Raw genomic sequence first — 26,487 nt, forward strand, 5'->3', positions numbered from 1 at the left:
CAACAGTCAAAGTTTCCTGTTCCAAACTTTGAACTTCTTTACACCATTTCTTTATAAGCATACATCTAATTAGCCCACGCAGGTGGGCTTTGTTGGTATAGCCCCAGGAATCTCGCGCCTGTGGGCGTTTTTGCCAAATTGGGATGCTCCCACTCAAGTAGACTAAAACCTTTATTTAGTCGTCTTTAGACGACTTTAACTATTAGCCTTAGAATTCATTCTAAGGCGGTTGTTGGGATTGATGCAAGATGTCCATTAAAATGGACTTTAGCTATTAGACTAGGGTTTACAACCCTAGTCGGGTTATGGGTTTAACGACAATTTAACTGTGGTAATGGTTAGCCTTTCTAGGGAGAGGGCGAGAAAGCGCAACCGGACATGGTATAATCGTAGAATCTAGGATGAATGCTCGACAACGCGCTCTGCAACAAGCTTGGCAATATTAGATAATTAATATGCAAATAGCCGCTCTTATAGTTTAATCGAAGAGCTGAAAGCGCAAGCATATGTCAGAATTGTGGACTACTTTTTTTACATCATCGCCATTTATTCCCCACGGTCACTGTTATCTCTGGAAAACAAATTTAGTTTGGCTACACTTATTATCCGACGGATTCATCGCCCTAGCTTATTATTCCATCCCCATCACACTGTTCTGCTTTGTCCGGCAGCGACGGGATTTGCCGTTTGACTGGATATTTTTGTTGTTTGCTGGCTTCATCGTCGCTTGTGGGACCACCCACTTGATGGAGATTTGGACGCTGTGGTATCCTACTTATTGGTTATCAGGAGCAATCAAAGCCTTTACGGCAATGATATCTGTATTTACCGCCTTACAACTAGTCCCCCTAATCCCCCAAGCCCTAGCGCTTCCAAGTCCAGCGCAACTAGAGCAAGCTAATCAACAACTGCAAATACAAATTGGGGAACGTGTGCGGGTAGAGCAAGAGCTAAGAAAATATCAAGATAATCTTGAACACTTGGTACTAGTGCGTAGCAATGAACTTATCCAGACTAACGCACAATTACAGCAGGAAATTGTCGAACGTCAGCATACAGAAGTAGCGCTACGTCAAAGCCAAGAAACCATCCGGCAACAACTGACAGAGATTGAAGCTATTTATACTAATGCCCCCATTGGACTGTGTATGTTGGATACCAATTTCCGATATATTCGTGTCAACAAGCGGCTAGCCGAAATCAATGGCATTTCAGAATCAGAACATCTGGGACGAACTGTACACGAGGTATTGGCAGAGTTAGGAGACGTGCAGAAGCCAGTCTTTGAGGAGATAATTGCCACGAGATTACCGATTCTCAATCGTGAAGTCCACGGTGAGACTCCAGCCCAACCGGGGGTTGAGCGGTCATGGCTTGCTAGTTATTATCCCCTCGAAGATAGCGATCGCCAAGTCGCAAGTATCAATATTATTGTCCAAGAAATTACCGAACGCAAGCGAGCCGAAAAAGAACGGGAAGCGCTATATGCTAGCGAACAATTTGCCCGTCAACAGGCTGAAAATGCCAACCGCGTCAAAGACCAGTTTCTGGCGATTCTCTCCCACGAACTCCGCACACCCCTTAATCCCATCTTGGGGTGGGCAAAACTGCTGCAAACTCGCTCTTTTGATAGCGCTACCACTGTTAAAGCACTCGCTACCATCGAACGCAATGCCAAATTGCAGATTCAACTGGTTGATGACTTACTTGATGTCTCCCGGATTCTCCGCAATAAACTGATTCTAGAAATTAGTTCTGTAGATTTAGCAGGAGTAATTACAGCAGCAGTAGAAACAGTGCGCTGGGCAGCAGAAGCTAAAGGTATCCAAATTCAGCTTCAAATTGATCCGAATGTAAATTTTGTTTACGGTGATTTTAATCGTCTCCACCAAGTTATCGGAAATCTGCTCTCTAACGCTGTCAAGTTCACACCTTCTGGTGGACAGGTAGAAGTTTGTTTAAGGCAAGATAGCTCTTGTGTCCAAATTAACGTCAGGGACACGGGTAAGGGTATTAGTTCTGATTTTCTACCCCATGTATTTGAATACTTCCAACAAGCAGATAGTAGTACAACCAGACAGTTTGGCGGGCTGGGGTTGGGATTGGCGATCGTGCGTAATCTGGTAGACTTGCATGGGGGGAGTGTAACGGTAGAGAGTCCGGGAGAAGATCAAGGTACAACCTTTAGCGTAAAATTACCTTTGGTTCCAACTTCGCTTTTGTTGGCTGAAAATAGGTCAACTAAATCCTCAACTCTACCAAATTTAGTCGGGGTGAAAATTATTATTGTCGAAGATGATGACGATTCCCGCGAGTTTCTCTGCATATTGCTACGAGAATGTGGGGCAATCGTGACACCAGCAGCATCAGGACTAGAAGCATTATCTAATTTTATTAAGTTTCAACCAAATATCTTGTTATGTGACATCGGTATGCCAGAAATGGATGGTTATAGCTTTATTCGTCAAATCAGAACTATGTCACCAGAACAAGGTGGGAATATTCCCGCGATCGCTCTAACTGCTTATGTTAGTGAGACTGACAAATACCAGGTATTAGCAGCAGGTTTTACCAAACATGTTGCTAAACCAGTTGTGCCAGATGAATTAATTACTTCGATCGCAGAACTGGTAAAAATTTCGTAGTCCTTATTATATCATGTCCAACACACATATATATTGTAGAGACGTTCCGGCGGAACGTCTCTACGACGGTTGCAATGTTTTTATTATTAATTAAGCGTAGATGATATCATGTCCTAATAAATAACCATAATAAAAGAACCCCACCCGCCTGTGGCACCCTCCCCGCTTGCGGGGAGGGTTGGGGAGGGGTTCTTCATCAATTATGGGTGATTACCTGGACATGAGATTACGGGTTAAATCATGTTCGTTTAATTAACAGCGATAAAATCATCGCAACCGTCGTAGAGACGTTCCACCGGAACGTCTTTACATTGTAAGTAATTTGTCGGACATGATATTAAATCAACTTCATTTCCTGTAAAGAATGACGTAATCTCTTCGCTTCATCAGGGTTATACTTCTCATGAAGGACGATCGCTTTGCCAAAAGCGGATAAACTATCTTGGACATTGCCTAGTTTTAACCAAGCAACGCCCAAATTTTGATAAGCTTCTGCATAGTTGGGATTTAATTTAATCGCTTGAGTATAAGATGCGATCGCTTCATTCAACAATCCCAAAGCCTTAAACGTCATTCCCAGATTATAATGTCCGGCAGCAAAACTAGGATCGATTCGCAAAGCTGTTTCATAAGCTGTTTTTGCGTTCTTTAAATCTCCCTCTGCCTTGAGTAAGTTACCTAAATTGTTGTATGCTCCTAACTTGAGCATTGGGTAAATATGCAACTTAATTGCAGCACTATAGTGAGCGATCGCTTGTTTAGGATTTTGCAATCGACTGTAAGCAATGCCTAAATGATAGTAAAGTTCATATAAAATATCATCGTTAAGTTGTTTTGAGGCAACACCTTTAATCAGCAACTCAAAACCTTCGGCAATTTTACCAGTCTGCACATATAAAGCACCTAGCTTACTACATACATATGGGTCATCAGGATGATTGACAAGAAAACTTTCCATCGCTGCTTGTGCTTTCGCGTATTTATTTTGTTGAGCGATCGCGTTTTTTTGGTATCCTTCATGGAGAATTGCCACCTCTGGTAAATAGCCTACCTGCCAATCCGGTTCTTTAGCTAAAATTACCGATATACTATCATCCACCAAAGCATGATATGGACGGGAAAAGCTGATATCTGGGTGATTTTTAAACAACCGCGAAACCATAGAATAAGGAGATTGTTCTGCACCTACTTCATGTCGTACTAAATTAATTAAAAGATGCAAGTCACTTTCAATTGCTTCTTTGATATGCGGTACGATTTGAGTAGTGAGAGTTTCATCCGCATCCAATACCAAAATCCAATCACCTGTAACATATTTTAGAGCATCATTGCGAGCAGCACTAAAATCATTGCACCATTTAAAGTGATGAACCTCTGCACCGAATTGTTTAGCAATATCGGGAGTTTTATCTGTAGAACCTGTATCCAGCACAATTATTTCATCTACAACATTTTTAACACTACCCAAGCACTTAGGTAGTGTAGTTGCTTCATCTTTAACAATCATACATAAACTGAGTTTCATAAGTTGCCGTCATCCAAACCTACAGCAAAGACAGCTTAAACGAATTTTAATTTAGCTATCAACCCTAACTAAAGCTAGGGCTGACTTTTACCCTTAACCCAACCCTGCTATACTTCTTATACTACGCGGTTTTACCCTTCTCACCGGATGCTTCTCTACCACTTTTTAAGCGACTCGTCCTGGTTCTGCGGATACGTTCGCTTTTACGAACACCACTAGCCATTTCATACTCAGGGCTATTCTTACCGTATTTAAAGGCTACTGCAATCAACATCTTTTCCCCAAGTTCGCTCAACTTTTTTTCTAACTCATCAATCTCAGCTTTAGAAGAGTCTATCACAGATAAAGCACTATTATAAGCATCAACTTTTGTGCGTAACTGTTCAATTAATACTGTCATATTTGGTAAACTCCGAGTATCACCAAAATCCATACTTGGATCGATCGCTTTTAATTCAGCAGACCTTAACTCAGCTTTCTTCAAAAAGCGCGATGTGCGTTTTTGTCGAGACATAAATATACTCCGATAAAAAGATTATACAGCTAGCTTGCCCTACAAAAGCTGCATTCTCAATCAGCATAACTAGTGATTTGTTGTGCCTTTTAAATCTTTTTAAGGGTTAAGACCTAGTAGTATCCCCGATTTATCTCCAAATTTAAGGATCTGAACCTTATAAGTCACGAAAACTTTAACGTTGGTCACGACAACTTCTATTTTCATGAGGGAGACGTTCCGCCGGAACGTCTCTACAATTAGGTATGATTAACCAAAACGTCCAGAAACGTAATCACGGGTACGCTCATCAAGAGCGTTACCAAAGATTTGACTCGTGTTGCCAAATTCTACCATTTGACCGATGCGACTTTCATCGGTGTTGAAAAAAGCTGTAAAATCAGAAACACGAGCAGCTTGCTGCATATTGTGAGTCACAATTGCAATTGTCAACTCACCACGCAAACTATCAATGAGTTCTTCAATTTTCATCGTCGCAATTGGATCTAAAGCCGAACAAGGTTCATCCATCAGGAGAACTTTCGGTTTGACAGCTAAAGCACGAGCGATACAGAGTCGCTGTTGTTGTCCTCCAGAAAGTCCCAAAGCTGATTTATGCAGCTTATCTTTTACTTCATCCCACAAAGCAGCATTTTTGATGGCATTTTCAACAACTTCATCTAATTCAGCTTTGGAATTTAATCCGGCTATTCTTAATCCATATGCAACATTATCGTAAATACTCATGGGAAAAAGATTAGGCTTTTGAAACACCATCCCAATTTGCCGGCGTAATCTATTTAAATTAACGCGACGCTCATAAATATTCTGACCATAAAATTCTACTTGACCCTCTACCCGCACTTTACCTTCTAATTCACTAATGCGATTAATGGATTTAATAAAAGTCGATTTACCGCAACCACTAGGACCAATAATTGCAGTTACATGATTTTGATGAATATCCATTGTCACACCTTCTAAGGCTTTTGTAGTGCCGTAGAAAAAGCTCAAATTCTTGATTCTAATAGCTGGGGTTAATTTATTCATTTTTAGCAAATATGTGAAACAAAAGTTAAATAATCCTGACTTTCGTACAGACGTTTAGTACAGACGTCCCGACGGAACGTCTCTACTTTTTTCGGCGAATAAAGATGCGAGATAAAAGACTGACAAACAATACAATACCCAGTAAAATGATCGAAGCAGTCCAAACTAATGCTGTTTTTTCTGGTGATGGATCGTTGTATAAGTTAAAAATTAATACCGATAAAGAAGCTGTGGGACTAGATAAACCTTCTGACCAATATTGACTAAATAAAGCGGTAAAAATCAAAGGTGCTGTTTCACCAGCAGCGCGAGATACACCTAATAAAACACCAGTGGTAATACCTGGTAGTGCAGCAGCAACTACGACACGAAAAGTAGTTTGCAAACGATTACCTCCCAAGGCAGCGGAGGCAAGACGTTGAGCAACGGGAATCAGTTTTAAAGCTTCTTCAGTTGTGAGTATGACAATGGGGAGCATGATGACGGCTAAAGCAAAACCCCCAGCGAAAGCACTAAATTGTTTCAGGGTGAAAACTATCACACCATAAGCAAATACTCCCACAACAATGGAAGGCACGCCAGTTAAAATAGTGGTGATGAAACGAACACCAGTAGCAACTTTAGAACCTTGACCAAACTCTGATAAAAATATACCAGTCATGACTCCGGAAGGAATACTAATTGAGGAAGCGATCGCCACCATTACCAAAGTTCCAACAATAGCATTAGCAAAGCCATTTTCAATCACTTCTTTAAAGAACATTTCCGGTTTCAATCCGGAAAGTCCTCTTGTCAGAATTTCCCACACAACTGAGAACAAAGGAATCAAAGCTAAAATTGCTAAAGCAAATGCAACAACTGTCATTCCATAGTCAAAGAATAGCCGCTTACCTTGTAAAGGACTACATAATTCTTTTGCTAAAGGTTCATTTATTTCTGATTCTTGATAGCTAGTCATAGGATTTTGGGCATTGGGTATTGGGTATTGGGCATTGGGTATTGGGCATTGGGAATTAAACAAGTTCTTTGAAAGTAATGCGTCTTATAATACGATTCTTTCTATGCCCTATGCCCATTGCCCCATGCCCCAATTTTTATTTTTTCTTTACACCAAGTAACTGAACTAACATGACGGCGGCAATATTGACAGTTAAAGTTAATGCAAATAAAATCAAGGCTAAATAAGTTAAAGAGCCAATGTGCAATATACTTCCAGCTTCCGGGAATTCGTTAGCTAATACCGCAGGAATTGAGTAACCAGGGTCGAGTAAGGAAGAACTGATAACCGAAGAGTTACCAATTACCATAGTTACAGCCATTGTCTCACCTAAGGCTCGCCCTAAAGCCAGCATCGCGGCACCGACGATTCCCGAAGCACCGGAGGGTAGCAATACTCTAAAAATTGTTTCCCAGCGAGTGGAACCCAAAGCCATTGAGCCGGTTCGCAATTCACGGGGAATCACTAACAATACATCTCGACTAATTGCTGCCATCGTGGGCAAAATCATGATCGCTAAGATGATACCGGCGATCAACATACTCGGACCGGAGGATTGAGTATTAAATAGGGGTAGAATTTGAAATTTATTGTATAACCATTCCTGGAATGGTGTGAGGAAGGGAATTAAAACGTAAATTCCCCACAATCCAATGATGACGCTGGGAATGGCAGCAATGAGTTCTACAACAAATGCTATAGGCATACGCACCCAATCTGGCAGAAAATCTTCGCTTGTGACTAAAGCTACTGCTAACCCTATTGGTACGGCGAGTATTAAAGAAAGGGCGCTACTGATTATTGTCCCATAAATATAAGGCAAAGCACCATAAATTTCATTGGGTACATCCCAATCTTTGCCCCAGAAAAATCCTAATCCAAATTGGGCGATCGCTGGGCGAGCTTTATCAAAAATTACCCAACTTATCCAAAACAGCAAAACAACTGTCAAAAAAGCAAAGCTACGAACTACCCATATAAACCCATCATCTATAGAGAAATTTTCTCCTTGTTTATTTGTAATATTAAGGTCAATATTTCCAGAATTTGCAGCTTGTTCAGATAGATTTGCCATAGATAATTTATATAGCTTTATTACATATTTTAAGATTATCGGTAGAGAGTTTATTCTCTACCGATAAATGTCTGCAAATGAGAAACTATTTAACAGTGCTGTTAACAGTATTAATCACTTGACCTGCTACACCACTAGGAACCCGAGTATAGTTGAGGTCATCGTTGATATCTTGACCTTTTGTGAGAATCCACTGAACCAAGCTTTTAACAGCTTTTGCTTTAGCTGGGTCTTTGTAGCTCTTGTAAACCATCATCCAAGTCATTCCCACGATGGGATAACCTTGTCCTGGATCTGAGACAAAAACGCGGTAATTGCTAGGAAATTGCACAGTTGACAAAGCTTGATTTGCAGTCTGTAAAGAAGGAGCTACATATTGTCCCGCTTTGTTTTGCACTTCTGCTGATTTCAGGTTGCCTGATTTAGCAAATTGATATTCAACATAACCAATAGAACCGGGAGTGCGAGCAACTAAAGACGCTACACCTGGGTTTCCTTTTCCTTTGAGGCTACTTGTCAACCATTTTGGTGCTGTGTTAGCACCAATTCTACCTTTAAAATAAGGACTGATAGCACTCAAGTGGTTAGTAAAAATGAAGGTTGTACCGCTACTATCAGCACGAACAACAGTTTTAATTGGTTGATTTGGTAGATTAACTCCTGGGTTATCAGCTTTGATTTTCGGGTCGTTCCAGTTAGTAATTTGACCAGAAAAAATTGCTGGAAGTGTAGCGCGAGACAATTTCAGGTTATTGACACCAGGAGCGTTGTAAACAACAGAAACTGCACCACCGGCGGTAGGTACTAAAATTACACCTTGCTTAACTTTAGCTATTTGAGCATCGGTCATTGCTGCATCGCTTCCACCAAAGTCAACTGTGCCGGCAATTACTTGGTTAATACCACCACCACTACCAATTCCTTGATAGTTCATTTTTAGGTCTGGAATGGTTTTTGTAACTTCACGGGCATATTTTTCGTAAAGGGGTGCCGGAAAAGTTGCTCCCGCACCATTCAATGTTACGGCTGAGGCGATCGCTGTAAAAATTGGACTAAATGCAACACCTACTGTTACCAATGAAGTAGTAACAGCACGATTCAATCCATTGATAGAAAAAATCATATTACCTCGTTTTCCGGAAATGGTTCATAACTTACAACCAAAAATAAAACTACATTCTTTAGACTGTTCAATACATTAAGCTTGGTTTAAATCTTGACTAAAGAATAGTTAACATTGCTTTTTTGTATCAAGATATTGATTAATTGTTGTTTATAATACAAGTATGAATTATATTTTTTCAGATAAAAAGCGAAATATATTTTCGTCTTACATTTTAGATCAATAAAATTTAGAGGTTCTGGCAGCGTACCCGCTCAAAAGCCATCTGAAATAACTGGATTTTTATTCTCTAAAAAAGGGTATAATATATACTTGCTTTTTAATTATATATTCAGTATTCTTACGAAGAGTAGACTTTTTAATCCAAAAAGTTTTGGGTTTTTAGGCGCTCAATGTATTAACCATTAATGACCGACAATTTACCAATTTCAAACATTTATGGCATCAACTAATAATTTGGTTTCTTCCATAAGCATTCCGGCGAATGCGATCGATTTGTTTCCACTTAATGGTCAAAGTAATGAAGCCAATATCAATCGTTTAGGAGGATTTGGTTCAGATTTATTCTACGATTATCGGCAAAATTTCTTTTATGCTCTGGTTGACCGAGGACCTGGGGGTGGTGTGATTCCCTATCAAACTAGGGTTGAACAATTTGATATTAATATTGATCCACAAACTGGGGCAATTAACAGCTACCAAGTCTTAAAAACTATTCCCTTCACAATAGCAGCAGGTACTACCTTTAATGGCATTACTTATAATACGACTACGCCATTCAACGGGTTAAATCCCCTATTATTAAATGGTGATGGTACAGAACTAGGACTCAGCCAAGACCCAGAAGGTTTTGCAGTCGGTGCAAACGGTAATTTCTACGTATCCGATGAATATGGACCGTCAATTTACGAGTTTAGCCCCACAGGTACATTTATTCGGGCATTGACACAGCCAGATAATGTGATTCCGAGAAACGGTAGCACTCCCTACTTTGCTGCCGATGGAGCTAGTTTGACCACAGGTCGGCAAGATAACCGGGGTTATGAAGGATTAGCAATCAGTCCAGATGGTCAAAAGCTGTTTAGCATCTTCCAAGACCCACTTCAAAATGAAGGAACTCCCAATGGACGTAGCAGCGCTAATGTAAGAATTGTCAGATTTGACATTGCCACTGGCATAAGTGACGCTCAGTATATCTATCAATTAGAAAGTGTTGCTGATATCAACGCTAGAATTACCGCGACTGGAGCGAGAGATACCTTTGGCAGCACTAGTCAAGGACGAAATATTGGTGTTAGCTCCTTGACACCGATTAATGACCACGAGTTTTTGGTAATTGAGCGAGATAATCGGGGTATAGGTGTTGACGACCCAACAGGTCAAGCTACCGTTGGGTCGAAACGGATTTATAAGATTGACCTGACAGGAGCAACAGACGTTAGCGGTGTTAATCTGACGGGGACAAATACTTTACCTACTGGGGTGACACCTGTTAGTAAATCACTATTTCTAGACATTGCTGGAACTCTGCAAAGTGCGGGGGAAAAAATCCCAGAAAAGTTTGAAGGGGTGGCAATTGGTTCGCAGTTGGCAGATGGTTCCTATGCTTTGATAGTAGCTACAGATAATGACTTTAGTGTTACGCAAAATAGCACTAACACGCAATTTGATGTTTACACCAATGGTGTCAGCAGCATTCAAGTACCAATTGATAGTCTACCTCCGGCAGCGCCCGCAGGACAATCTTCTTACACGCTGATACCTAGCTATATCTATTCCTTTAATGCGACAATTCCCAATCTCAGTTTGCCTACCTTACCCAGCAGTTTTAATCTCATCCAGGGTACAGAACAAGATGATACCCTGTATGGCAGCAATGAAGATGACACCATTTTTGGCTTTGGTGGCAACGATACTATCTACGCTGGTGAGGGTAATAACTCAGTTGTCGCTGGTAATGGTAATAATACTGTTTATGGTGGTGCTGGCAATGATGTGATCAATGTGGGTAAGGATAATAATATTATCTACGCAGCAGAGGGTAACAACTCAGTTGTCGCTGGTAATGGTGATGACCTGATTTATGCTGGTTCCGGAGATGACATCATCAATGCTGGAAATGGCAATAATACTATCTATGCAGCAGAAGGTAATAACCAGATTACTACAGGTAATGGTGATGACCTCATATATGCAGGTTCCGGCAACAACCTTATCTCTACAGGTACAGGCAACGATACAATTTATGTTGGTAGCGGAGTTAACCGCTTTATCCTCGCTGCTGGACTTGATTCTGCCACCATTTATAATTTTACGTCCGACGATCAAATCAGCCGTGGTGCTGGTTTATCTTCTAATGCTTCGTTAACAGTGAGTATTAGTGGTGATGACACTTTAATTAGTGCTGGTAGCGATTTGTTAGCAACTTTGAAGTGGACGCAATTAAGTAGTGTGAATATTGTTTAGTCCGTAATTGGTAGTTGGTAATTACCAATTTACACGCGAAAGTAAAGACGTTCCGGCGGAACGTCTCTACAAGGGTTTCGGGCAACGCATAATTAATTTTTGGAGATGTCTATTTATGAAGCATCTTTTTCTACAGGATTTGGCTCTTGGTTAACTTCTGGGATGTTTGCGTCGGCTGTTGAAGATTGGTGCCAAAATTCAAGATAAATCAATTCGAGTTCGCAGCCAAGTTGAGAAAAATAATTAATTTGACGCGATCGCACAATTATAAAAATTCGCAAAAACACTAAAGAAAGAATCGCTATACTCATCCCTGTTGCAGACGCAATCAGCGCTTGAGCGATACCACTAGCAACCGCAGACACATTAAGACTGTTGACCTGACCACTTCTTAGCTGTTGAAAAGTGGTGAATAGACCGGCTGATGTGCCTAATATCCCCAGCAATGGTGCGATCGCCATGACGCTTTCTAGTACTTTATCACCCTTGTACATATCTATACATTCTTTATCACATGATGCTTTGATTGCCAAGTGAAAAATTTCCGGAGAAGATGAACGCAGTCTGAGGGGTGCTAATAAAAAGCGACCAATCGCTAAACCTTGAGAACGAGAAGCGATCGCTTCTGCCTTTTCTAAGTCTAACCTGGCTGCACTCAGCACTTCCTGCACTATCTGTTTTTCTTGGATAATTAGCTTAAACCAAAACCAACAGCGTTCTATTGCACAGGCAAAGGTAATAACGAATAAAACCAACAGGGGAAACATAACAAAACCGCCTGCCAGTAAAATGTCATATATTCTCGTCATATTTAATTAGATAAGCGCTTTGGTGTAAAAATTAATGCATATCCACGTTAGGATACCTGAATATTTTGTTTGCGATCGTTAAAAATTAATAAATTATAGGGCATAGGGCATAGGGCATGGAAACAACCAACAACTGACCATCAACCATTGTACAGACGCGATTAATCGCCCATTGTACAGACGCGATTAATCGCGTCTCTACCAACCACTAACAAATAACTAATAATATAAGAAAGTGCTTTACATTTATTTACTATAGACAATGGCAAGAGATTTACGGGGATTCATTAAAATTCTAGAAGAAAAAGGACAATTAAAGCGGATTTCTGCTTTAGTTGACCCAGATTTAGAAATTGCGGAAATTTCTAACCGAATGCTGCAAAAAGGTGGTCCCGGACTGTTATTTGAGAATGTCAAAGGTTCACCGTTTGCGGTAGCGGTGAATTTGATGGGAACAGTGGAAAGGATATGCTGGGCAATGAATATGCAGCATCCCTTAGAATTGGAGGATTTGGGGAAAAAGTTAGCGATGTTGCAACAACCAAAGCCGCCAAAGAAGATTTCCCAAGCGATAGACTTTGGTAAGGTGCTGTTTGATGTCCTCAAAGCGAAACCGGGACGCGATTTTTTCCCCGCTTGTCAACAGGTTGTCATCCAAGGGGACGATTTAGACTTAAATAAGTTACCGTTGATACGTCCCTATCCAGGTGATGCTGGCAAGATTATCACGCTGGGGCTGGTAATTACAAAGGATTGTGAGACAGGTACGCCGAATGTAGGTGTGTATCGCTTGCAATTACAATCACCAAACACGATGACGGTACATTGGTTATCGGTACGGGGTGGAGCAAGACACTTGCGAAAAGCTGCCGAACGTGGGAAAAAATTAGAAGTAGCGATCGCTCTGGGGGTAGATCCTTTAATTATCATGGCAGCTGCCACGCCGATTCCGGTAGATTTATCAGAATGGCTATTTGCTGGACTTTACGCCGGTTCTGGTGTAAGTTTGGCGAAGTGTAAAACCGTAGATTTAGAAGTTCCCGCAGATTCAGAATTTGTGCTGGAAGGAACAATTACACCAGGGGAAGTTTTAGCCGATGGTCCCTTTGGCGATCATATGGGATATTACGGTGGTGTGGAAGATTCACCGTTGATTCGCTTTCAATGCATGACACACCGCAAAGATCCAATTTACTTAACAACATTTAGCGGTCGTCCACCCAAAGAAGAAGCGATGATGGCGATCGCGCTCAATCGCATTTATACTCCAATTCTGCGGCAACAAGTCTCAGAAATTGTTGACTTCTTCTTACCAATGGAAGCGCTATCTTACAAAGCAGCGATTATCTCTATTGATAAAGCATATCCCGGACAAGCGCGACGGGCAGCTTTAGCGTTTTGGAGTGCTTTACCCCAATTCACATACACCAAATTTGTGATTGTTGTCGATAAAGATATAAATATTCGCGATCCGCGTCAAGTCGTGTGGGCAATTAGTTCTAAAGTAGATCCTACGCGAGATGTATTTATTTTACCGAATACGCCTTTTGACACTTTAGATTTTGCCAGTGAAAAAATTGGTTTAGGTGGAAGAATGGGAATTGATGCAACTACGAAGATTCCCCCAGAAACCGAACATGAATGGGGGGCACCTTTAGAATCGGATGCAGATATAGCTGCGATGGTAGAAAGACGATGGGCAGAGTATGGTTTAGCAGATTTGCAATTGGGAGAAGTTGATCCGAATTTGTTCGGGTACGATATGAGGTAGAACCCCACCCCCAACCCCCTCCCCGCAAGCGAGGAGGGGGCTATGAGATGTTTTTTAATTTTTGTGAAATAATATTTACACAATGCCAAGTTTAATTATTTTGGCTTTTTATTTGGGACTTGATACAATCTGTAGGAAGATTAAAGATTAATTTGTGACATCGTTATTCCCAGAATTCTGGAAATAACGATGTCACAAAATCACGAAGATTGTCTTGCCCTGCTTGAGCAAATTCGCTGGGGTGGAAAGCCAAAGTGTCCTTATTGTGAATCAACCAACGCTACTGCATACAATAATGAGCGCAGATATCATTGTAATGCTTGCTACACCTCATATAGTGTTACAGTAGGTACTCTTTTTCACAAGATTCATGTAGAATTACAAAAGTGGTTTGTAGCGATTCACCTTGTGTTGAATTCACCGGAGGGTATCACTGTGCGTCACCTAGCCAAAGAAATTGGGGTTAATAAGAATACAGCCTGCTACATGATTGAGCGTATTCGGAAAGCGATGGATGAGGAACCAGAACTGATAAACAGGCTTATGCATATGCATGAGCCTTTTTGAGAAAAAGTAAAATGCACCTTCTAGTTCTGAGGGCTGAACATCACAAATTGTATCCATGTATGTTGAGGAATACTAATATGCAAACATTTTTTCAGCTAAGACCTTCCTTATTTTTCGTTGCTTGTTTTGGTGCTTCCTGAGGAAAAGTTTCAGGCACGTTTGGAAGCCTCGCAAAAAATCGGTAAGTGGTTGCAAAACGAAGATAACAGATTATCGTTGTCAGAATTTGCTATTTCTAGGGCTAGTTCAAATCATAATATTCATGAAAAGTATATGAATGCATTTAAAAATGATATAGGTAGATGTGTTAATTGGTTACGAGATAGTGTGGAGAATTTACGAGCTTGTAAAGTAGATCCGGAAGAATTTACCTATGCCAGACGGGCAGGTATGGATAGTGGAATTGACCCCTATATAACTGCGTTGAACGCTATTAAAAATCACGAATATCTCAAAAGATTAGCTAGCAAGACGGGTATTGTGAAAGAAATGATTGACTATTTTATTCAAAAATTGTCTTCAACAAGCAAATAGTTTTACTTCAACTATATATTATCTCTGATCAAGTGACAACTTCGTGTCAAAGCCTTATCAAATAAGGATTATAAAAGGGTGAGCCTTGAAACGATCAAAACAAATTGGGAACCAATCCCAACCGAAAAATCAGGTTTTTGTGGCTCTGATTATTAAAAATGGAATCAATCAAGCCGGAAAATGATCTTAATCTTTTGATGGCACAACCGTTCAAAACCCTTGCTGCATCTTTGGTTCAAAGGTTTTTATCACCCCCTCAAATATTATCTACTTTCTTTATAAAGATTTAATTATCATCTTCGTATAGCCTTCTTGACTCTGGTTGTCCTTTATCTCGATGGTTCTTTATGTCATTATTTATTTTCTTATGAAAATAATTTAGTTTATCTATTACAGGAGATGGTATACCTTTTATTTTTTCTAATTCTATTTTGATTGATTGAATTTCAGATGCATAGCTTTTCAACAGTTCTAAGTAATAATCTGGATAATCAGATAAATTTTTAATGCTCATGAGTTTACGGGAAGTTTTACTAACGACTTCGATTCAGATAATATTGCTTTGTTCCTAGTAAGCCACTACCACTAACTAAGACACTGAGATTTTATTTTATTTTTCCGCCCTCACGAAGACCCAATTCAATGGGAATGGAGTATCTGTACTACCCCCTAATTACATCTTTCACCAAAGGCGATCGCACCCCCAAAAACCCCTCTTAGCCCCCTCCTCGCTTGCGGGGAGGGGGTTGGGGGTGGGGTTCTATCTATGCAACCAAACTGCAATCCCTTCCAACACCCCCTCAATCCCCTCTAAAACATCCTCATTCCGAAACCGCACCACTCGCAACCCCAAAGATTCCAAAAATTCCTGACGGATTGCATCTTCCTTTTGCGTGTAGTCGTGAATTCCCCCATCCACCTCCACAACTAACCGCGCTTCTGCACAAGAAAAATCTACAATAAAGCGGTCAATTGCGTGCTGACGGCGAAACTTAAACCCCAAAAGTTGCTTTTGTCTTAACTTTTGCCAAAGCAGCTTTTCGGCTGGGGTAGGTTCACACCGCATCTGTCGTGCTAGTGGCTTGAGTTTCTCCCAGAGTTCTGGCTGGCTTTGCCAAGGCACCGGAACCCCACCCCCTAACCCCCTCCCCGCTTGCGAGGAGGGGGGACTGGAGTTGTTTGGGAGGTTTGACTTGGGGTTTTGATGTTGAGTCATTGCTTGGTAGTTAGAGTAATGAGCATTTTCTTTATTGTTCCCAGCACAACCTTGCGAAAATGCATTTAATTTACATACACCAAGTAGCCTGAGGATTGCCATAATTAGGTTAGATCCTAAGTTGAATTAGCAAATTTTTAATTTTAAATTGCTTATGCCTTCTCCATTTTTGGGGATGAACCCCTATTTAGAACATCCGGAATTATGGGCAGGAGTACATCACTTGCTAATTAGTGAAATTGCCAAGTTACTGACTCCCCAATTACGTCCTAAATATCGGGTTGCTGTAGAAGTAAGAATGTATGAAACTACAGACGATAGTTCACTGCTTGTAGGTATTCCTGATGTGATAGTAAAAAGTCGGCAGACTGCTACAGATTCGACAATCACGAAAGTGGCAGTTGCCGCACCAACATCTGAGCCGGTAAAAGTAAAAGTTCCCATACCTGTGGCTATTAGAGAGGGATATTTAGAGTTCAAAGGGGGTAGGGTGTGGGGGGTAGGGTGTGGGGAACCCACGTTTTAAAACGTGGGATTGTAACAAGGACACTGTTTTTAGGAGCGCTTTGCGTCTCGAAAAACATCTTTTTTTAAACTGAGCTTTAAACTCAGAACGCGCATTTGTTATTTAAACCCCTACACCCTACACCCCACACCCTGTTTTTTGTAAGAGAAGTAGCAACAACAGAGTTAGTTACTACTATCGAAATTCTTTCACCTACCAATAAACGCCAAGGTAAAGGACGTCAAATGTATGAAGAAAAGCGCGAACAAGTTTTAGCAAGTCGCAGCAATTTAGTTGAAATTGATTTACTACGTAAAGATAACCCCATGCCGATGATTGGCAATAATATTCAGAGTCATTATCGAATTTTGGTTTGTCGCGGTAGTAGTCGTCCCTATGCTGATTTATATGCTTTTAATTTGCCCGATATAATTCCGACTTTTCCCCTACCTTTGCGTACAGCCGATACAGAACCTGTGATAGATTTGCAGGCATTATTAAATGAGGTTTATGACCTATACGGTTATGATTTGGTGGTAGATTACAGTCAAGAGCCAGTACCACCGTTGTCAGAAAAAGATGCGGTTTGGGCGGATGAGTTGTTGCGAGAGAAGAGATTGAGGTAGTTTACTTTTTAATTAGGAATCTGAAACTTTGAATAAGGCAAATTGCCACTATTAAATAACTGTATAGCAATTGAGTTATTTGACATCAGAGAAGTTTCAAAACTTAATAAATTATCTAAACCCCAGTCCTCAAAGGCTTTCCGTTTGGACTTTACTAAAAGATTGTAAAGAGGTCTAGCCAAACAATCGCACTTATTATAACTTGATAGTTATGTAACTATTTACTTGATTGCCGTATTACTCATGGTTAATACTCTACCCAAGCCAGAAACTAAAATCCCCAGCAAAGAAACTGTACTCACCCCCCGGTTTTATACTACAGATTTTGAAACCGCAGCCAAGCTGGATTTGTCGGCACAGGAAAGGGAGTTGCAGGCGATGTTGACAGAAATGCGGACAGACTACAACCGCCACCATTTTGTTCGCGATGAAGCGTTTGAACAGTCTTGGGAACACATTAACGGTGAAGCAAGGCAGGCGTTTATAGAGTATTTAGAACGCTCTTGTATTTCAGAGTTTTCCGGCTTCTTGCTATTCAAGGAATTATCCCGCAAGCTGAAAAATCGCAGTCCACTGCTAGCGGAAATATTTCAACTGATGGCACGTGATGAAGCGCGTCACGCCGGATTTCTTAACAAAGCAATGGGGGATTTTAAACTTTCCCTTGATTTAGCCACTGTTACTAAAACCCGCACCTATACGTTTTTCCCGATTGAGTGGGTGCTTTACACCGTTTACCTATCAGAAAAAATCGGTTACTGGCGCTATATTATTATTTTCAGACATTTAGAAAAGCATCCGGAAAACCAGTTTTACCCCATCTTCCGCTACTTTGAGAGTTGGTGTCAGGACGAAAACCGCCACGGGGATATATTCAAGGCATTATTGCGATCGCAACCGCAACTCTGGAACAACTGGAAAGCAAGATTATGGAGTCGCTTTTTCTTGCTATCGGTATTTGCTACCCACACGCTGACAGTTCATGAACGTTCCGGATTTTACAAATCACTGGGACTTGATGCCACGGAATTTGATCTCCAAGTTGTCCGCAACACCAATGAAACTGCGGGACGGGCTTTTCCTGTGATGTTAAATACGGAACATCCAAAGTTTTTCCCACGGCTGAAACGCTGTGCAGGTTACAACTTGAAAATTGCAGAGATTGAGGGTAGTTCTAGTCCGAAATTGGTGAAGCTGATTCGCAAACTACCTTTGATTGCAGCAATTGTGTGGAATTTGCTGTTAGTTTACCTGATCAAACCGATTGATGCTGAGGCTTTGCGGGGAACGGTTTGTTAACTATTGGAGTGAAAAAGAATGTAGAGACGTAGCACTGCTACGTCTTTAACGGTAGTGGCGAACCGACCTTAGCACTGAATATTGTAGTATTTACATTGCGATAGGGCGATCGCATTATCAGCGCTACCTAATTTAAGGTTGTTTAAAAAGTTTAATTTATTACTTGCCTTGGCTACTGCGATCGCGTAGTTTAGGTTTGGTAAGTCGTAAAACATCATTACTGCTTTTGAATTGTGTTTCACCAATATTTTTGTTCAAAAAACTGCTGTTTTGCTCCGAAGAGCTTTTAGGCTTTCAGCCTGCTGTTGCACGCGCTTACTAATGCGATCGCACGCTAATTCACAAAGCTCAAAAATTATGGGATCAGCAATCTCGTAATAGGCATTAGTGCCTTTAGGCTGACGAGATAAAACCCCTGCCTGAGTTAACACTTTCAGATGCTTAGATAGATTTGCCTGTCCTAAACCAGTAGCTTCGGCAATTTCCATCACATTCATTGGTTCTGACTTCAGACAGGTCAAAATCTGTAATCTACTCACCTCCGATAAAACCTTGAAGTAATCAGCAACCGCCACGATAACAGCTGGATCGACCTTGGGTAGCTTAGTTTTTGGCATAAGGAAATTTAATAGTTGCTTAATAACTAACTAGTAGTATAACTAATTGTTAATTAGCGATCGCCCATCTTCAATTATGAACTGTTCCATCGGGCATGATTGCTCCCTGAAAATCAACGTCAGTGAGAATGGTTGCAGTTAAGTCTGCTCCTTGCAGATTAGCCTTTCGCAGAATAGCTCTATTTAGGTCTGCATAGCTCAAGTCTGCTCCTTGCAAGCTAGCTTGACTTAGATCCGTTGCCAAATCTCCCCATTAGACATCGACCCAATTTAAATATGCGTTATCCAGAACCTCAAAAGACGTAGCAGTGCTACGTCTCTACATTGGCTTGTGAGGCTGGGTTAACTCTGCCATTAGTTCTGTAACGGACATAATTCGGTCAGTGTACCTAACATTGGCTCCAGAAAAAATTAGACCATGTTCTACGTCCCCACGCGCACCCTTAGCTAGTGCTTGGAGAAGACAATAAGTTTTTCCAGTGTCTCGACATATGCACGCTTCTAAACAATTGGCAATACATTGCCGTTCCAGCCTTGTTGATGAGTCAATAATTGCCTGCTCTGCAAGGAATTACGTAAAGCACGACTGGGTTTTCCTACAGGACTGGGCACAGTCACAATATCTTCTGTAGAGGCTTTGAGATGGCAGTATATTTCCTTGATTAATTAAATAACTGTTGAGTAATTTTAGCACCTCAGTGTTAATTAATGAAAAAGCTCTTCTACCATGCATAATTATGGTATCGTCATGAGCAAATTAGGACAAAAAAGTGAAAAATCAACCATCACTAGCTTTGATGGGATTAGCAATCAGTTTTATGAGTGCGATCGCACTTACTGGTATAGCTAATCAAATAGTCTTAGCTCAAGCAACTAAGCAACAAAAGTGTGATATTTCTGTTTATGTCACCGACAAAGATCCCCAAGGATTAAATGTGCGAAATGGCGCAAGTTCCAACAACAGAATTTTAGGAAAAGTACCTAGCAACGAGACAGTTCAAATCGTCGCGACTTCGGGAAGTTGGGCACACATAAAAAATATTGGTAGTGGTTTTAAAGGAACTGGTTGGGCATATTTACCAAACTTAGGCATATCCACGCGGGGCTACAATACAAAAGGTGTCAATATTTATAGCAGCACTAATCCAACAAGTCGTAAATTAGGCAAAGTTCCCGCTAGTACCAGTGTTAAATTATTGGGCTGTCAGGGACAATGGGCGCAAGTCGAATATAAAGGTATTAAGGGTTGGTTGGCTAGGCTTGATCAATGTGGTGCAGCTCTTACTAGCTGTTCTTAAAATTCAAATTCACACGATAACAAAGCCAACAAAGAGGGGGAAGCAACCTATACCATTTTTATTTTATATGAATACCCATTTAATTCAGCCCGTGCAGACGGGCTTTGTTCTTATAGTCGTCCCACTGTGGAAGGGTGCGGGCGATTAAATGCATTATTTAAAGAATAATATCATGTTCGCTTAATTAATTTTAATAAAAACATTCCAAGCATAATATACATCTCCAGAATTTAATTATGCGTTGCCCGAAACCCTTGTAGAGACGTAGCCTCTACAAGGGTTTCGGGAGATGTTTATTATGGGTAATTTGTCGGACATGATATAACGCAAGCCAAATTAACTTTAACCGATTGATTTTCTTTCACACAAAGCAACACCCGCATTACCGAGTTCTACTCGGAGACGTTTTCTTGATAAACTAGATACCAAATCTGTCGATAAATTGTAGTTTGGCAAATCTAATGACGGCATTGTTTGCCAGCAGTTGCGGCAAAAGTAGTAAACTTGGGAACCGCGTATATGTTGCAAAAGTAATCCAGAACAGCAAGGACAGTTATTCATGATTTTTCAAACTTATAATACAAAGGGGTTAATGATAAATTAGAGTAATCAGCTATGGAATAAATTAAGTAAGTTGGTTGAAATCAAGTTAAACCTTTACTTTACTTAAGTCCGCCTACTTAGCTCTGTTTTCAGAATACCTATCAAATTTGAGGAACTTGTGAGGAAAGCTTTTATCTTCTCTAAAGATTTGTAAATGTAACTTCTTACAGCATATTTCACTCCTTAGGAGGTACATGCATAAAACCCAAAACCCTGTAAAGACGTTCCGTCGGAACGTCTCTACGTGTATTCAATAAAAACGCAATCTGCTGTAATTGTTGTAACTTTTATAACAAATATAAATCAAGCTTGACGAAAGTAAATTTTTGTGTATATATTCTGCTTTTAGCTGTGTTGCCTGGGCTAAACTCGGCAATATGGCATATAATCTACGGCAATAAAGCCCTAGATTACAAAATAAGCGAATACTTATAGCTAGCATGAGCATCAAACAGTATTATATAACGGTAATTATCATTAGACAACCCATGTGGAAATTAATTATGTGTTACCCATAACCCGTAGAGACTACCAAGTGCTACGTATCTACATCTTTTCCACGTCTGTGTCTATTATAAAAACGCTCTTTTTGCCTTGATTTGACAAAAAAGCAATTTTTGGAGACATAAATGGGACATTTCCTAACTTTATTAACTAACTATTTTTTGCAAATGATTCTTCATACTTTGTTCCCAAGTTGGAAATTACCTGATAAATCAACATGAAAAAAATTAAGATTTTTTCTCTAATAATCTGTTGCACATTTAACTTTCATGCAGAATACATTAGTTATTTATTAACTGTTTATTAATAGAACTTATGCATTCAAGCAACAAATAATAACTGAGGTAAAATAAAATTAGAAGCAGATAAGTTGCTAAAATGGTGAGACAAGTTAAGAATTAATGTTATTTTTTATTAAATGTGAATTTTAAGTTATTTCTTAGTTTCAGTTCACTATTTGCTATTAAAGTGAGAATAAAGGCATAGATTATAAGAATGCCAATTTGCCTAAAAAACATCCTTGATTTAAAATATAGAGGTATCAATGACTATTACTACTTTTAACAAAGAAACAAATCAAGATAAAATACTCAAGGAGAAACCACGTAGGCAAGGGCAACGCCTTATGAACACTGGTGTCGAAAGTAAAAACACCAATAGACCAAATACTTCAACTGACCAATTGATTTGCAATAGCTCAAATCGCGGTCGAGTGGCGATTTTTATTGATGGCTCAAACTTATTTCATACAGCTTTGCAACTCGGCATTGAAATTGACTATGCTAAATTACTCTGCCATTTAACGAAAGATGCAAGATTATTGCGTGCTTTCTTTTACAGTGGAATGGAGCGCGGCAATGACAAGCAACAGGGTTTTCTCTTCTGGATGCGTCACAATGGTTATCGTGTAGTCACCAAAGAGCTAATTTCGCTACCGGATGGTTCTAAAAAATCAAATCTGGATGTAGAAATTGCTGTAGATATGATAACTTTATCACCCTACTACGATACTGCGGTCTTAGTCGGTGGGCATGGAGATTTGGCTTACGCGCTTAATGCTTTGAGCTACAAAGGAGTTCGGGTTGAAGTCGTCAGCTTGCGAGGAATGAGTAGCGACAGCTTGATTGATGTTGCTGACTGCTTCATTGACCTTGATAGCATTAAACAATATATCCAAAAAGATCCTCATTCTGGCTATAATTACCGATCGCTCTCAAACTCTAGCCTTTAACAAGCAATTTTTGATTGCCACCGTCGGCAATAAAATCACTCTTCCTCAAAAATTTATCGCACCAATGGAGGCGATCGCCTGTTTACCAAAATTGCAGCTTTCCCGTTTTCTTTAGTTGGTCGTGTAGCGATCGCTTACCTGTTTCCGCAAGATCATTCCCCAGGTAAGTAACTGATAATACCTTTTTTCTATTACTCCCACCATATCTGATAAATTACATCGCTCTGCGTCATCATGTATGACGCATTTTTGCTTTCTTAGGGAGATCCAAAAAATAAAATATCCAGCCGTGTATTGAAATAATTGGTTGGGTATCGCGGATCGCTTGTTATGCCGGGATGATATTTTATTACTTGTAAGTCCCTTCTCAAAAATAATTCTCGTTTTTAATATTTTTGCGAATATTTATATACACATTTAATAATCATTTTTGGTGCTACAAGCAGTATTCAACTTGTAATCAGCGTTTTTATTTATAAAAATGTCAAAATTTATACTATTGAAAATTTGCCAAAATGGCAACATGGATTTTATTTGTTAGTTATGCTGGAAACTTATCAACAAAAGCGAATTTAGGAGTATTTTATACTAAAAAATAAAAATGTCATACACTGCTTTAGAAGCTACATACCCTGTTTATCCAATTGTTTCATCAATTGTATCTAACTACTTTTCTGGTAATACTACGAAAACTGAGAGCAATAAACAAAACCATATATTTGTTTACTGATGAGCAAAGTGCAGTGTGTGAAAATCAAACCCTGATTGGCGATTACTGACAAGGGTAATTAAGTAAAAGTAATTTACACTTAAGTTAATTTGCTAACCGTAAAAAATTATACTTGCAGTAATTTAACAAAATATGTAGCAATACTTTGTTTAAATTGTACTAAGAGTAAATAAATTTTATGCCAGAAAAACTTTAAATTTTTGATAATAACAAGATTGAGCTAGTTTAATTTATCAGTGTATTTGCTAGTCTCTTGAGTTATAAACAAAATTAGGTGGAACTACTGTTTGATATATCTTCAGTTTTCTACTAAATTTATCTCATTGAAAAATGTATTATTGAGATCAAACTCAAAAATTAACTACCCCTGTTCAAACATATGAATGTCCCCCGACAAAACCATGCAATAATTTGTTCTAAGTCATTTTTGGTAAATATTAAATAGCTTAAGGAGTGCTCACAGTGCATAATATTCAATTAGCTTTAGTTATTAGTTACTTGTTGATGACCTGCTATTTTTTTACCAATTGGCTCAGATTTACATTCCGCCATCCCAATTATTCGCCAGAAGATAAGTTTTTATCTTTGGTAATGTTTTTTATCTCGACTGCATTATGGCCCTTACTTCTTCCCGTTTCTTGTATACAAGTGATTAAGACACGGGAATTAGAGTTGAGCGCTGTGTTTCCTGTGATATTAGCAGCCTTTGCGTTTAGTGTTTCGTTCTATTTGAGTTAGATGCATTCTTCGTTTGTGTTGTGGTATAAATTTCTGCGTTTTACACAATATCATTGCGTGATAACTGCGTCATTAAATGGGTACAGATGCAGAGAATAGTGATAATACGATGAAGCCAAAATTCAGTCTAGGAAGTGGCTATTACATCTACTTATTTTACTTTCCCCCTCGCCTCATCTTTAGCAGAAAATTAGACCAACTTGCTTTTCGTCATTTGACAGTGAGTATTTACGGCTGTTTGGAAGAACCAAGAATCCCCCGCATTTATGCGTGGGGAGTGTCAAGTCACTACTGAAACTGTAACGAGACAGTCTAGGCATCTACCAGCCTCATTTATGCGTCAACTAAATAGGGATGGGTTAATGTTGCCCATCCCAGAAAATTTATGGAGTGTTGTTAAGCGAAAAGAAGGGGATGGGGGGAAAGAATTATTTTGCTTGTCTCCCTTGTCTCCCCTGCTTGAAGAATTTATTGCATTTGTTGCACAGGAAAAGCACCAGGACGCACAGATAAGTTGATTTTTTGTCCATTGCGACGCAGTTCTAGGCGCACATCAGTTCCGATTTGACTATTTTCTACTGCCTGTTGTATGCTGGCAGAATCGGCAACTGATTTACCATTTAGCTTTTGGATCACGTCACCAGCACGTATTCCGGACGCTGCGGCTGGTGAGTTAGGCACAACTTTGACGACTAACACACCTTTATCTTCATTCACGGTTAAACCGCTATTGGGATCTGAGTTGATGGTTTGCTTTAACTCAGGTGTCAAAGCCTGCATTTGAATTCCCAGATAAGGATGTTGTACTTTACCTGTAGATATCAGTTGCTGAGAAATGCGTTGCGCTGTATTGATGGGAATTGCAAAACCTAACCCTTGCGCTCCTTGAATTATAGCAGTATTCATGCCAATTACTTCACCACGGGCATTCAAAAGAGGTCCGCCAGAGTTCCCAGGATTAATTGCGGCATCTGTTTGAATATACTGTACTCGACGGTCGGGTGCGCCAATTTGATTGCTAGTGCGTCCGGTAGCGCTGATGATGCCGGTAGTTACGGTATTGTCAAGACCAAGAGGATTACCGATCGCGATCGCCCATTGTCCTGCTTGTAGCTGGTCTGAGTTACCCAATTTTAATGTTGGCAGATTTTCGGCTTGAATCTTCACAACAGCAACATCTGTTAACTCATCTTTACCCAGCACTTTACCTTGGAAACTGCGTCCATCTTTGAGTATAACCTTTACCTTGTCTGCACCATCCACCACATGGGCATTAGTCAAAATGCGACCATCAGCACCGATAATGAAACCAGAACCTGTACCTCGTTGTACCCGATTTTCTGGTGACGTTGGTAGTTGAGAACCAAAGAAGCGTCGAAAGGCTGGATCGTTAAATTCTTCTGGTAACTTAGTTTTTACTGTTCGGGAAGCCTCAATCCTTACTACCGCTGTACCGACGTTCTGCACAACCCCAGTGATAAAATTAGGATCGGCGTTGGCAGCTAAGGGAGGGGCAGCATTTACCGGACTCACTGCCAACTTAGATGCGTTTTGAGATATATCTTGCTGGTGTGATGCCAAATAACCCCCGGCAAATGTCATACCCGATCCCAGCAGCACCAACGATAAATTAAAAGCTGTTTTCTTCCAAGGTGCAGCGTCAGGGTTTTTTTGAGAATAAACGTTAATATTATCTTTGTCTTGTGGTTGGTTTTGCATTTGTCTGGAAAGATATAAAGATATCTAGATATACTCTTAATCTAGATATACATTATGACGTTCCTGTGTCAGGATTGTGGCGTCATTGTGAAAAGGTTTATTAATAGTTTAATACAGTTCCGTTAAAGTGCATAGACTTTAAAAAGGGCGTTGCTGACTAGTACCGCAAGTCAAAAGTCAAAAGTCAAAAGTCAAAAGTCAAAAGTAATATGGAGTAAGCTTTTTAGCGATTGAGAATGGGTGGTTTATTTACGCCGTGGTGTACTAGATTATGAAAATGATTGTGGGTGATGTCATGTCCGGTCAAACAGCCATAATAAAAGAACCCCTCCCCAACCCTCCCCGC

At 40.0% G+C, this 26,487-nt stretch carries 22 protein-coding genes and 2 pseudogenes; 10 read left to right on the forward strand and 14 right to left on the reverse strand.

The window, feature by feature from the left end; translation table 11 throughout:
• Positions 1 to 506: 506 nt before the first annotated feature.
• Positions 507 to 2,645, forward strand: coding sequence for a hybrid sensor histidine kinase/response regulator (locus TOL9009_RS0106020; protein ID WP_029631842.1), 2,139 nt, complete (start codon positions 507 to 509; stop codon positions 2,643 to 2,645).
• 337 nt (positions 2,646 to 2,982) lie between these two features.
• Here the strand turns inward: TOL9009_RS0106020 and TOL9009_RS0106025 are convergent, their stop codons facing one another.
• From TOL9009_RS0106025 to pstS, 6 genes are all read right to left on the reverse strand, one after another.
• Positions 2,983 to 4,152, reverse strand: coding sequence for a tetratricopeptide repeat protein (locus tag TOL9009_RS0106025; RefSeq protein WP_029631844.1), 1,170 nt, complete (start codon positions 4,150 to 4,152; stop codon positions 2,983 to 2,985).
• Between the two features lie 139 nt (positions 4,153 to 4,291).
• On the reverse strand, positions 4,292 to 4,684 hold the full coding sequence (locus TOL9009_RS0106030; RefSeq protein WP_029631846.1) for a hypothetical protein: 393 nt from the start codon (positions 4,682 to 4,684) through the stop codon (positions 4,292 to 4,294).
• 249 nt (positions 4,685 to 4,933) lie between these two features.
• A complete protein-coding gene (gene pstB / locus TOL9009_RS0106035; protein ID WP_029631848.1) occupies positions 4,934 to 5,713 on the reverse strand; it encodes a phosphate ABC transporter ATP-binding protein PstB in 780 nt (259 codons plus the stop codon).
• A gap of 82 nt (positions 5,714 to 5,795) precedes the next feature.
• A complete protein-coding gene (pstA, locus tag TOL9009_RS0106040) occupies positions 5,796 to 6,671 on the reverse strand; it encodes a phosphate ABC transporter permease PstA (protein WP_029631849.1) in 876 nt (291 codons plus the stop codon).
• Positions 6,672 to 6,807: 136 nt separating this feature from the next.
• Entirely contained in the window at positions 6,808 to 7,785 is a 978-nt protein-coding gene (gene pstC / locus TOL9009_RS0106045; protein ID WP_029631850.1) for a phosphate ABC transporter permease subunit PstC, read from the reverse strand.
• An 85-nt stretch (positions 7,786 to 7,870) separates the two neighbouring features.
• Positions 7,871 to 8,908: a phosphate ABC transporter substrate-binding protein PstS gene (pstS, locus tag TOL9009_RS0106050; protein ID WP_029631852.1), complete on the reverse strand. Its 1,038-nt coding sequence runs from the start codon at positions 8,906 to 8,908 to the stop codon at positions 7,871 to 7,873.
• Positions 8,909 to 9,346: 438 nt separating this feature from the next.
• On the opposite strand from pstS, the gene TOL9009_RS38330 reads away from it, so the two are divergent.
• Positions 9,347 to 11,374: an esterase-like activity of phytase family protein gene (locus TOL9009_RS38330; protein WP_051502817.1), complete on the forward strand. Its 2,028-nt coding sequence runs from the start codon at positions 9,347 to 9,349 to the stop codon at positions 11,372 to 11,374.
• A 113-nt stretch (positions 11,375 to 11,487) separates the two neighbouring features.
• On the opposite strand, the gene TOL9009_RS0106060 is transcribed toward TOL9009_RS38330, so the two are convergent.
• A complete protein-coding gene (locus TOL9009_RS0106060) occupies positions 11,488 to 12,183 on the reverse strand; it encodes a MotA/TolQ/ExbB proton channel family protein (protein WP_029631854.1) in 696 nt (231 codons plus the stop codon).
• Between the two features lie 262 nt (positions 12,184 to 12,445).
• Here TOL9009_RS0106060 and TOL9009_RS0106065 point away from each other — a divergent pair, with 262 nt between their 5' ends.
• From TOL9009_RS0106065 to TOL9009_RS0106075, 3 genes are all read left to right on the forward strand, one after another.
• Positions 12,446 to 13,954, forward strand: a complete 1,509-nt coding sequence (locus TOL9009_RS0106065; RefSeq protein WP_029631856.1) for a UbiD family decarboxylase — start codon at positions 12,446 to 12,448, stop codon at positions 13,952 to 13,954.
• Between the two features lie 189 nt (positions 13,955 to 14,143).
• Complete coding sequence (locus tag TOL9009_RS0106070; RefSeq protein WP_029631858.1) at positions 14,144 to 14,521, forward strand: transposase; 378 nt, start codon at positions 14,144 to 14,146, stop codon at positions 14,519 to 14,521.
• Positions 14,522 to 14,638: 117 nt separating this feature from the next.
• Positions 14,639 to 15,055, forward strand: a complete 417-nt coding sequence (locus TOL9009_RS0106075) for a hypothetical protein (RefSeq protein WP_144238169.1) — start codon at positions 14,639 to 14,641, stop codon at positions 15,053 to 15,055.
• Positions 15,056 to 15,341: 286 nt separating this feature from the next.
• Here TOL9009_RS0106075 and TOL9009_RS0106080 read toward each other — a convergent pair whose 3' ends face one another.
• Positions 15,342 to 15,569, reverse strand: a complete 228-nt coding sequence (locus tag TOL9009_RS0106080) for a hypothetical protein (protein WP_029631861.1) — start codon at positions 15,567 to 15,569, stop codon at positions 15,342 to 15,344.
• 246 nt (positions 15,570 to 15,815) lie between these two features.
• Positions 15,816 to 16,373: an endonuclease domain-containing protein gene (locus tag TOL9009_RS0106085; protein ID WP_260675852.1), complete on the reverse strand. Its 558-nt coding sequence runs from the start codon at positions 16,371 to 16,373 to the stop codon at positions 15,816 to 15,818.
• Positions 16,374 to 16,425: 52 nt separating this feature from the next.
• Between TOL9009_RS0106085 and TOL9009_RS38335 the strand changes: the two genes are divergently transcribed.
• From TOL9009_RS38335 to acsF, 3 genes and pseudogenes are all read left to right on the forward strand, one after another.
• Positions 16,426 to 16,797: a DUF4058 family protein gene (locus tag TOL9009_RS38335; protein WP_084763137.1), complete on the forward strand. Its 372-nt coding sequence runs from the start codon at positions 16,426 to 16,428 to the stop codon at positions 16,795 to 16,797.
• Between the two features lie 140 nt (positions 16,798 to 16,937).
• A pseudogene (locus TOL9009_RS38340) lies at positions 16,938 to 17,402 on the forward strand (DUF4058 family protein); the annotation flags it as partial.
• Positions 17,403 to 17,645: 243 nt separating this feature from the next.
• Positions 17,646 to 18,701 carry a magnesium-protoporphyrin IX monomethyl ester (oxidative) cyclase gene (gene acsF / locus TOL9009_RS0106095; protein WP_029631866.1) on the forward strand — a complete coding sequence of 352 codons (1,056 nt, stop codon included), beginning with the start codon at positions 17,646 to 17,648 and terminating at the stop codon, positions 18,699 to 18,701.
• A 68-nt stretch (positions 18,702 to 18,769) separates the two neighbouring features.
• Here the strand turns inward: acsF and TOL9009_RS46945 are convergent, their stop codons facing one another.
• From TOL9009_RS46945 to TOL9009_RS43140, 3 genes and pseudogenes are all read right to left on the reverse strand, one after another.
• The gene (locus tag TOL9009_RS46945) at positions 18,770 to 18,943 is read right to left on the reverse strand and encodes a hypothetical protein (protein WP_186227494.1); all 174 of its coding nucleotides are present in this window, start codon (positions 18,941 to 18,943) and stop codon (positions 18,770 to 18,772) included.
• Positions 18,944 to 18,955: 12 nt separating this feature from the next.
• Positions 18,956 to 19,318, reverse strand: a complete 363-nt coding sequence (locus TOL9009_RS0106100) for an ArsR/SmtB family transcription factor (protein ID WP_029631868.1) — start codon at positions 19,316 to 19,318, stop codon at positions 18,956 to 18,958.
• A gap of 70 nt (positions 19,319 to 19,388) precedes the next feature.
• Positions 19,389 to 19,571, reverse strand: a pseudogene (locus TOL9009_RS43140) (pentapeptide repeat-containing protein); the annotation flags it as partial.
• A 517-nt stretch (positions 19,572 to 20,088) separates the two neighbouring features.
• On the opposite strand from TOL9009_RS43140, the gene TOL9009_RS0106110 reads away from it, so the two are divergent.
• Entirely contained in the window at positions 20,089 to 20,616 is a 528-nt protein-coding gene (locus tag TOL9009_RS0106110) for an SH3 domain-containing protein (RefSeq protein WP_029631870.1), read from the forward strand.
• A gap of 342 nt (positions 20,617 to 20,958) precedes the next feature.
• Here the strand turns inward: TOL9009_RS0106110 and TOL9009_RS43145 are convergent, their stop codons facing one another.
• On the reverse strand, positions 20,959 to 21,177 hold the full coding sequence (locus tag TOL9009_RS43145; RefSeq protein ID WP_072022103.1) for a hypothetical protein: 219 nt from the start codon (positions 21,175 to 21,177) through the stop codon (positions 20,959 to 20,961).
• Positions 21,178 to 22,267: 1,090 nt separating this feature from the next.
• On the opposite strand from TOL9009_RS43145, the gene TOL9009_RS0106115 reads away from it, so the two are divergent.
• On the forward strand, positions 22,268 to 22,954 hold the full coding sequence (locus TOL9009_RS0106115; RefSeq protein WP_029631871.1) for a LabA-like NYN domain-containing protein: 687 nt from the start codon (positions 22,268 to 22,270) through the stop codon (positions 22,952 to 22,954).
• A 1,936-nt stretch (positions 22,955 to 24,890) separates the two neighbouring features.
• On the opposite strand, the gene TOL9009_RS0106125 is transcribed toward TOL9009_RS0106115, so the two are convergent.
• Positions 24,891 to 26,141 (reverse strand): HhoA/HhoB/HtrA family serine endopeptidase, encoded by a 1,251-nt coding sequence (locus TOL9009_RS0106125; protein WP_029631874.1) that lies wholly within the window; start codon positions 26,139 to 26,141, stop codon positions 24,891 to 24,893.
• Positions 26,142 to 26,487: the final 346 nt, after the last annotated feature.

Source organism: [Scytonema hofmanni] UTEX 2349 (assembly GCF_000582685.1).
In the GTDB taxonomy this organism is placed as follows: domain Bacteria; phylum Cyanobacteriota; class Cyanobacteriia; order Cyanobacteriales; family Nostocaceae; genus Hassallia; species Hassallia hofmanni.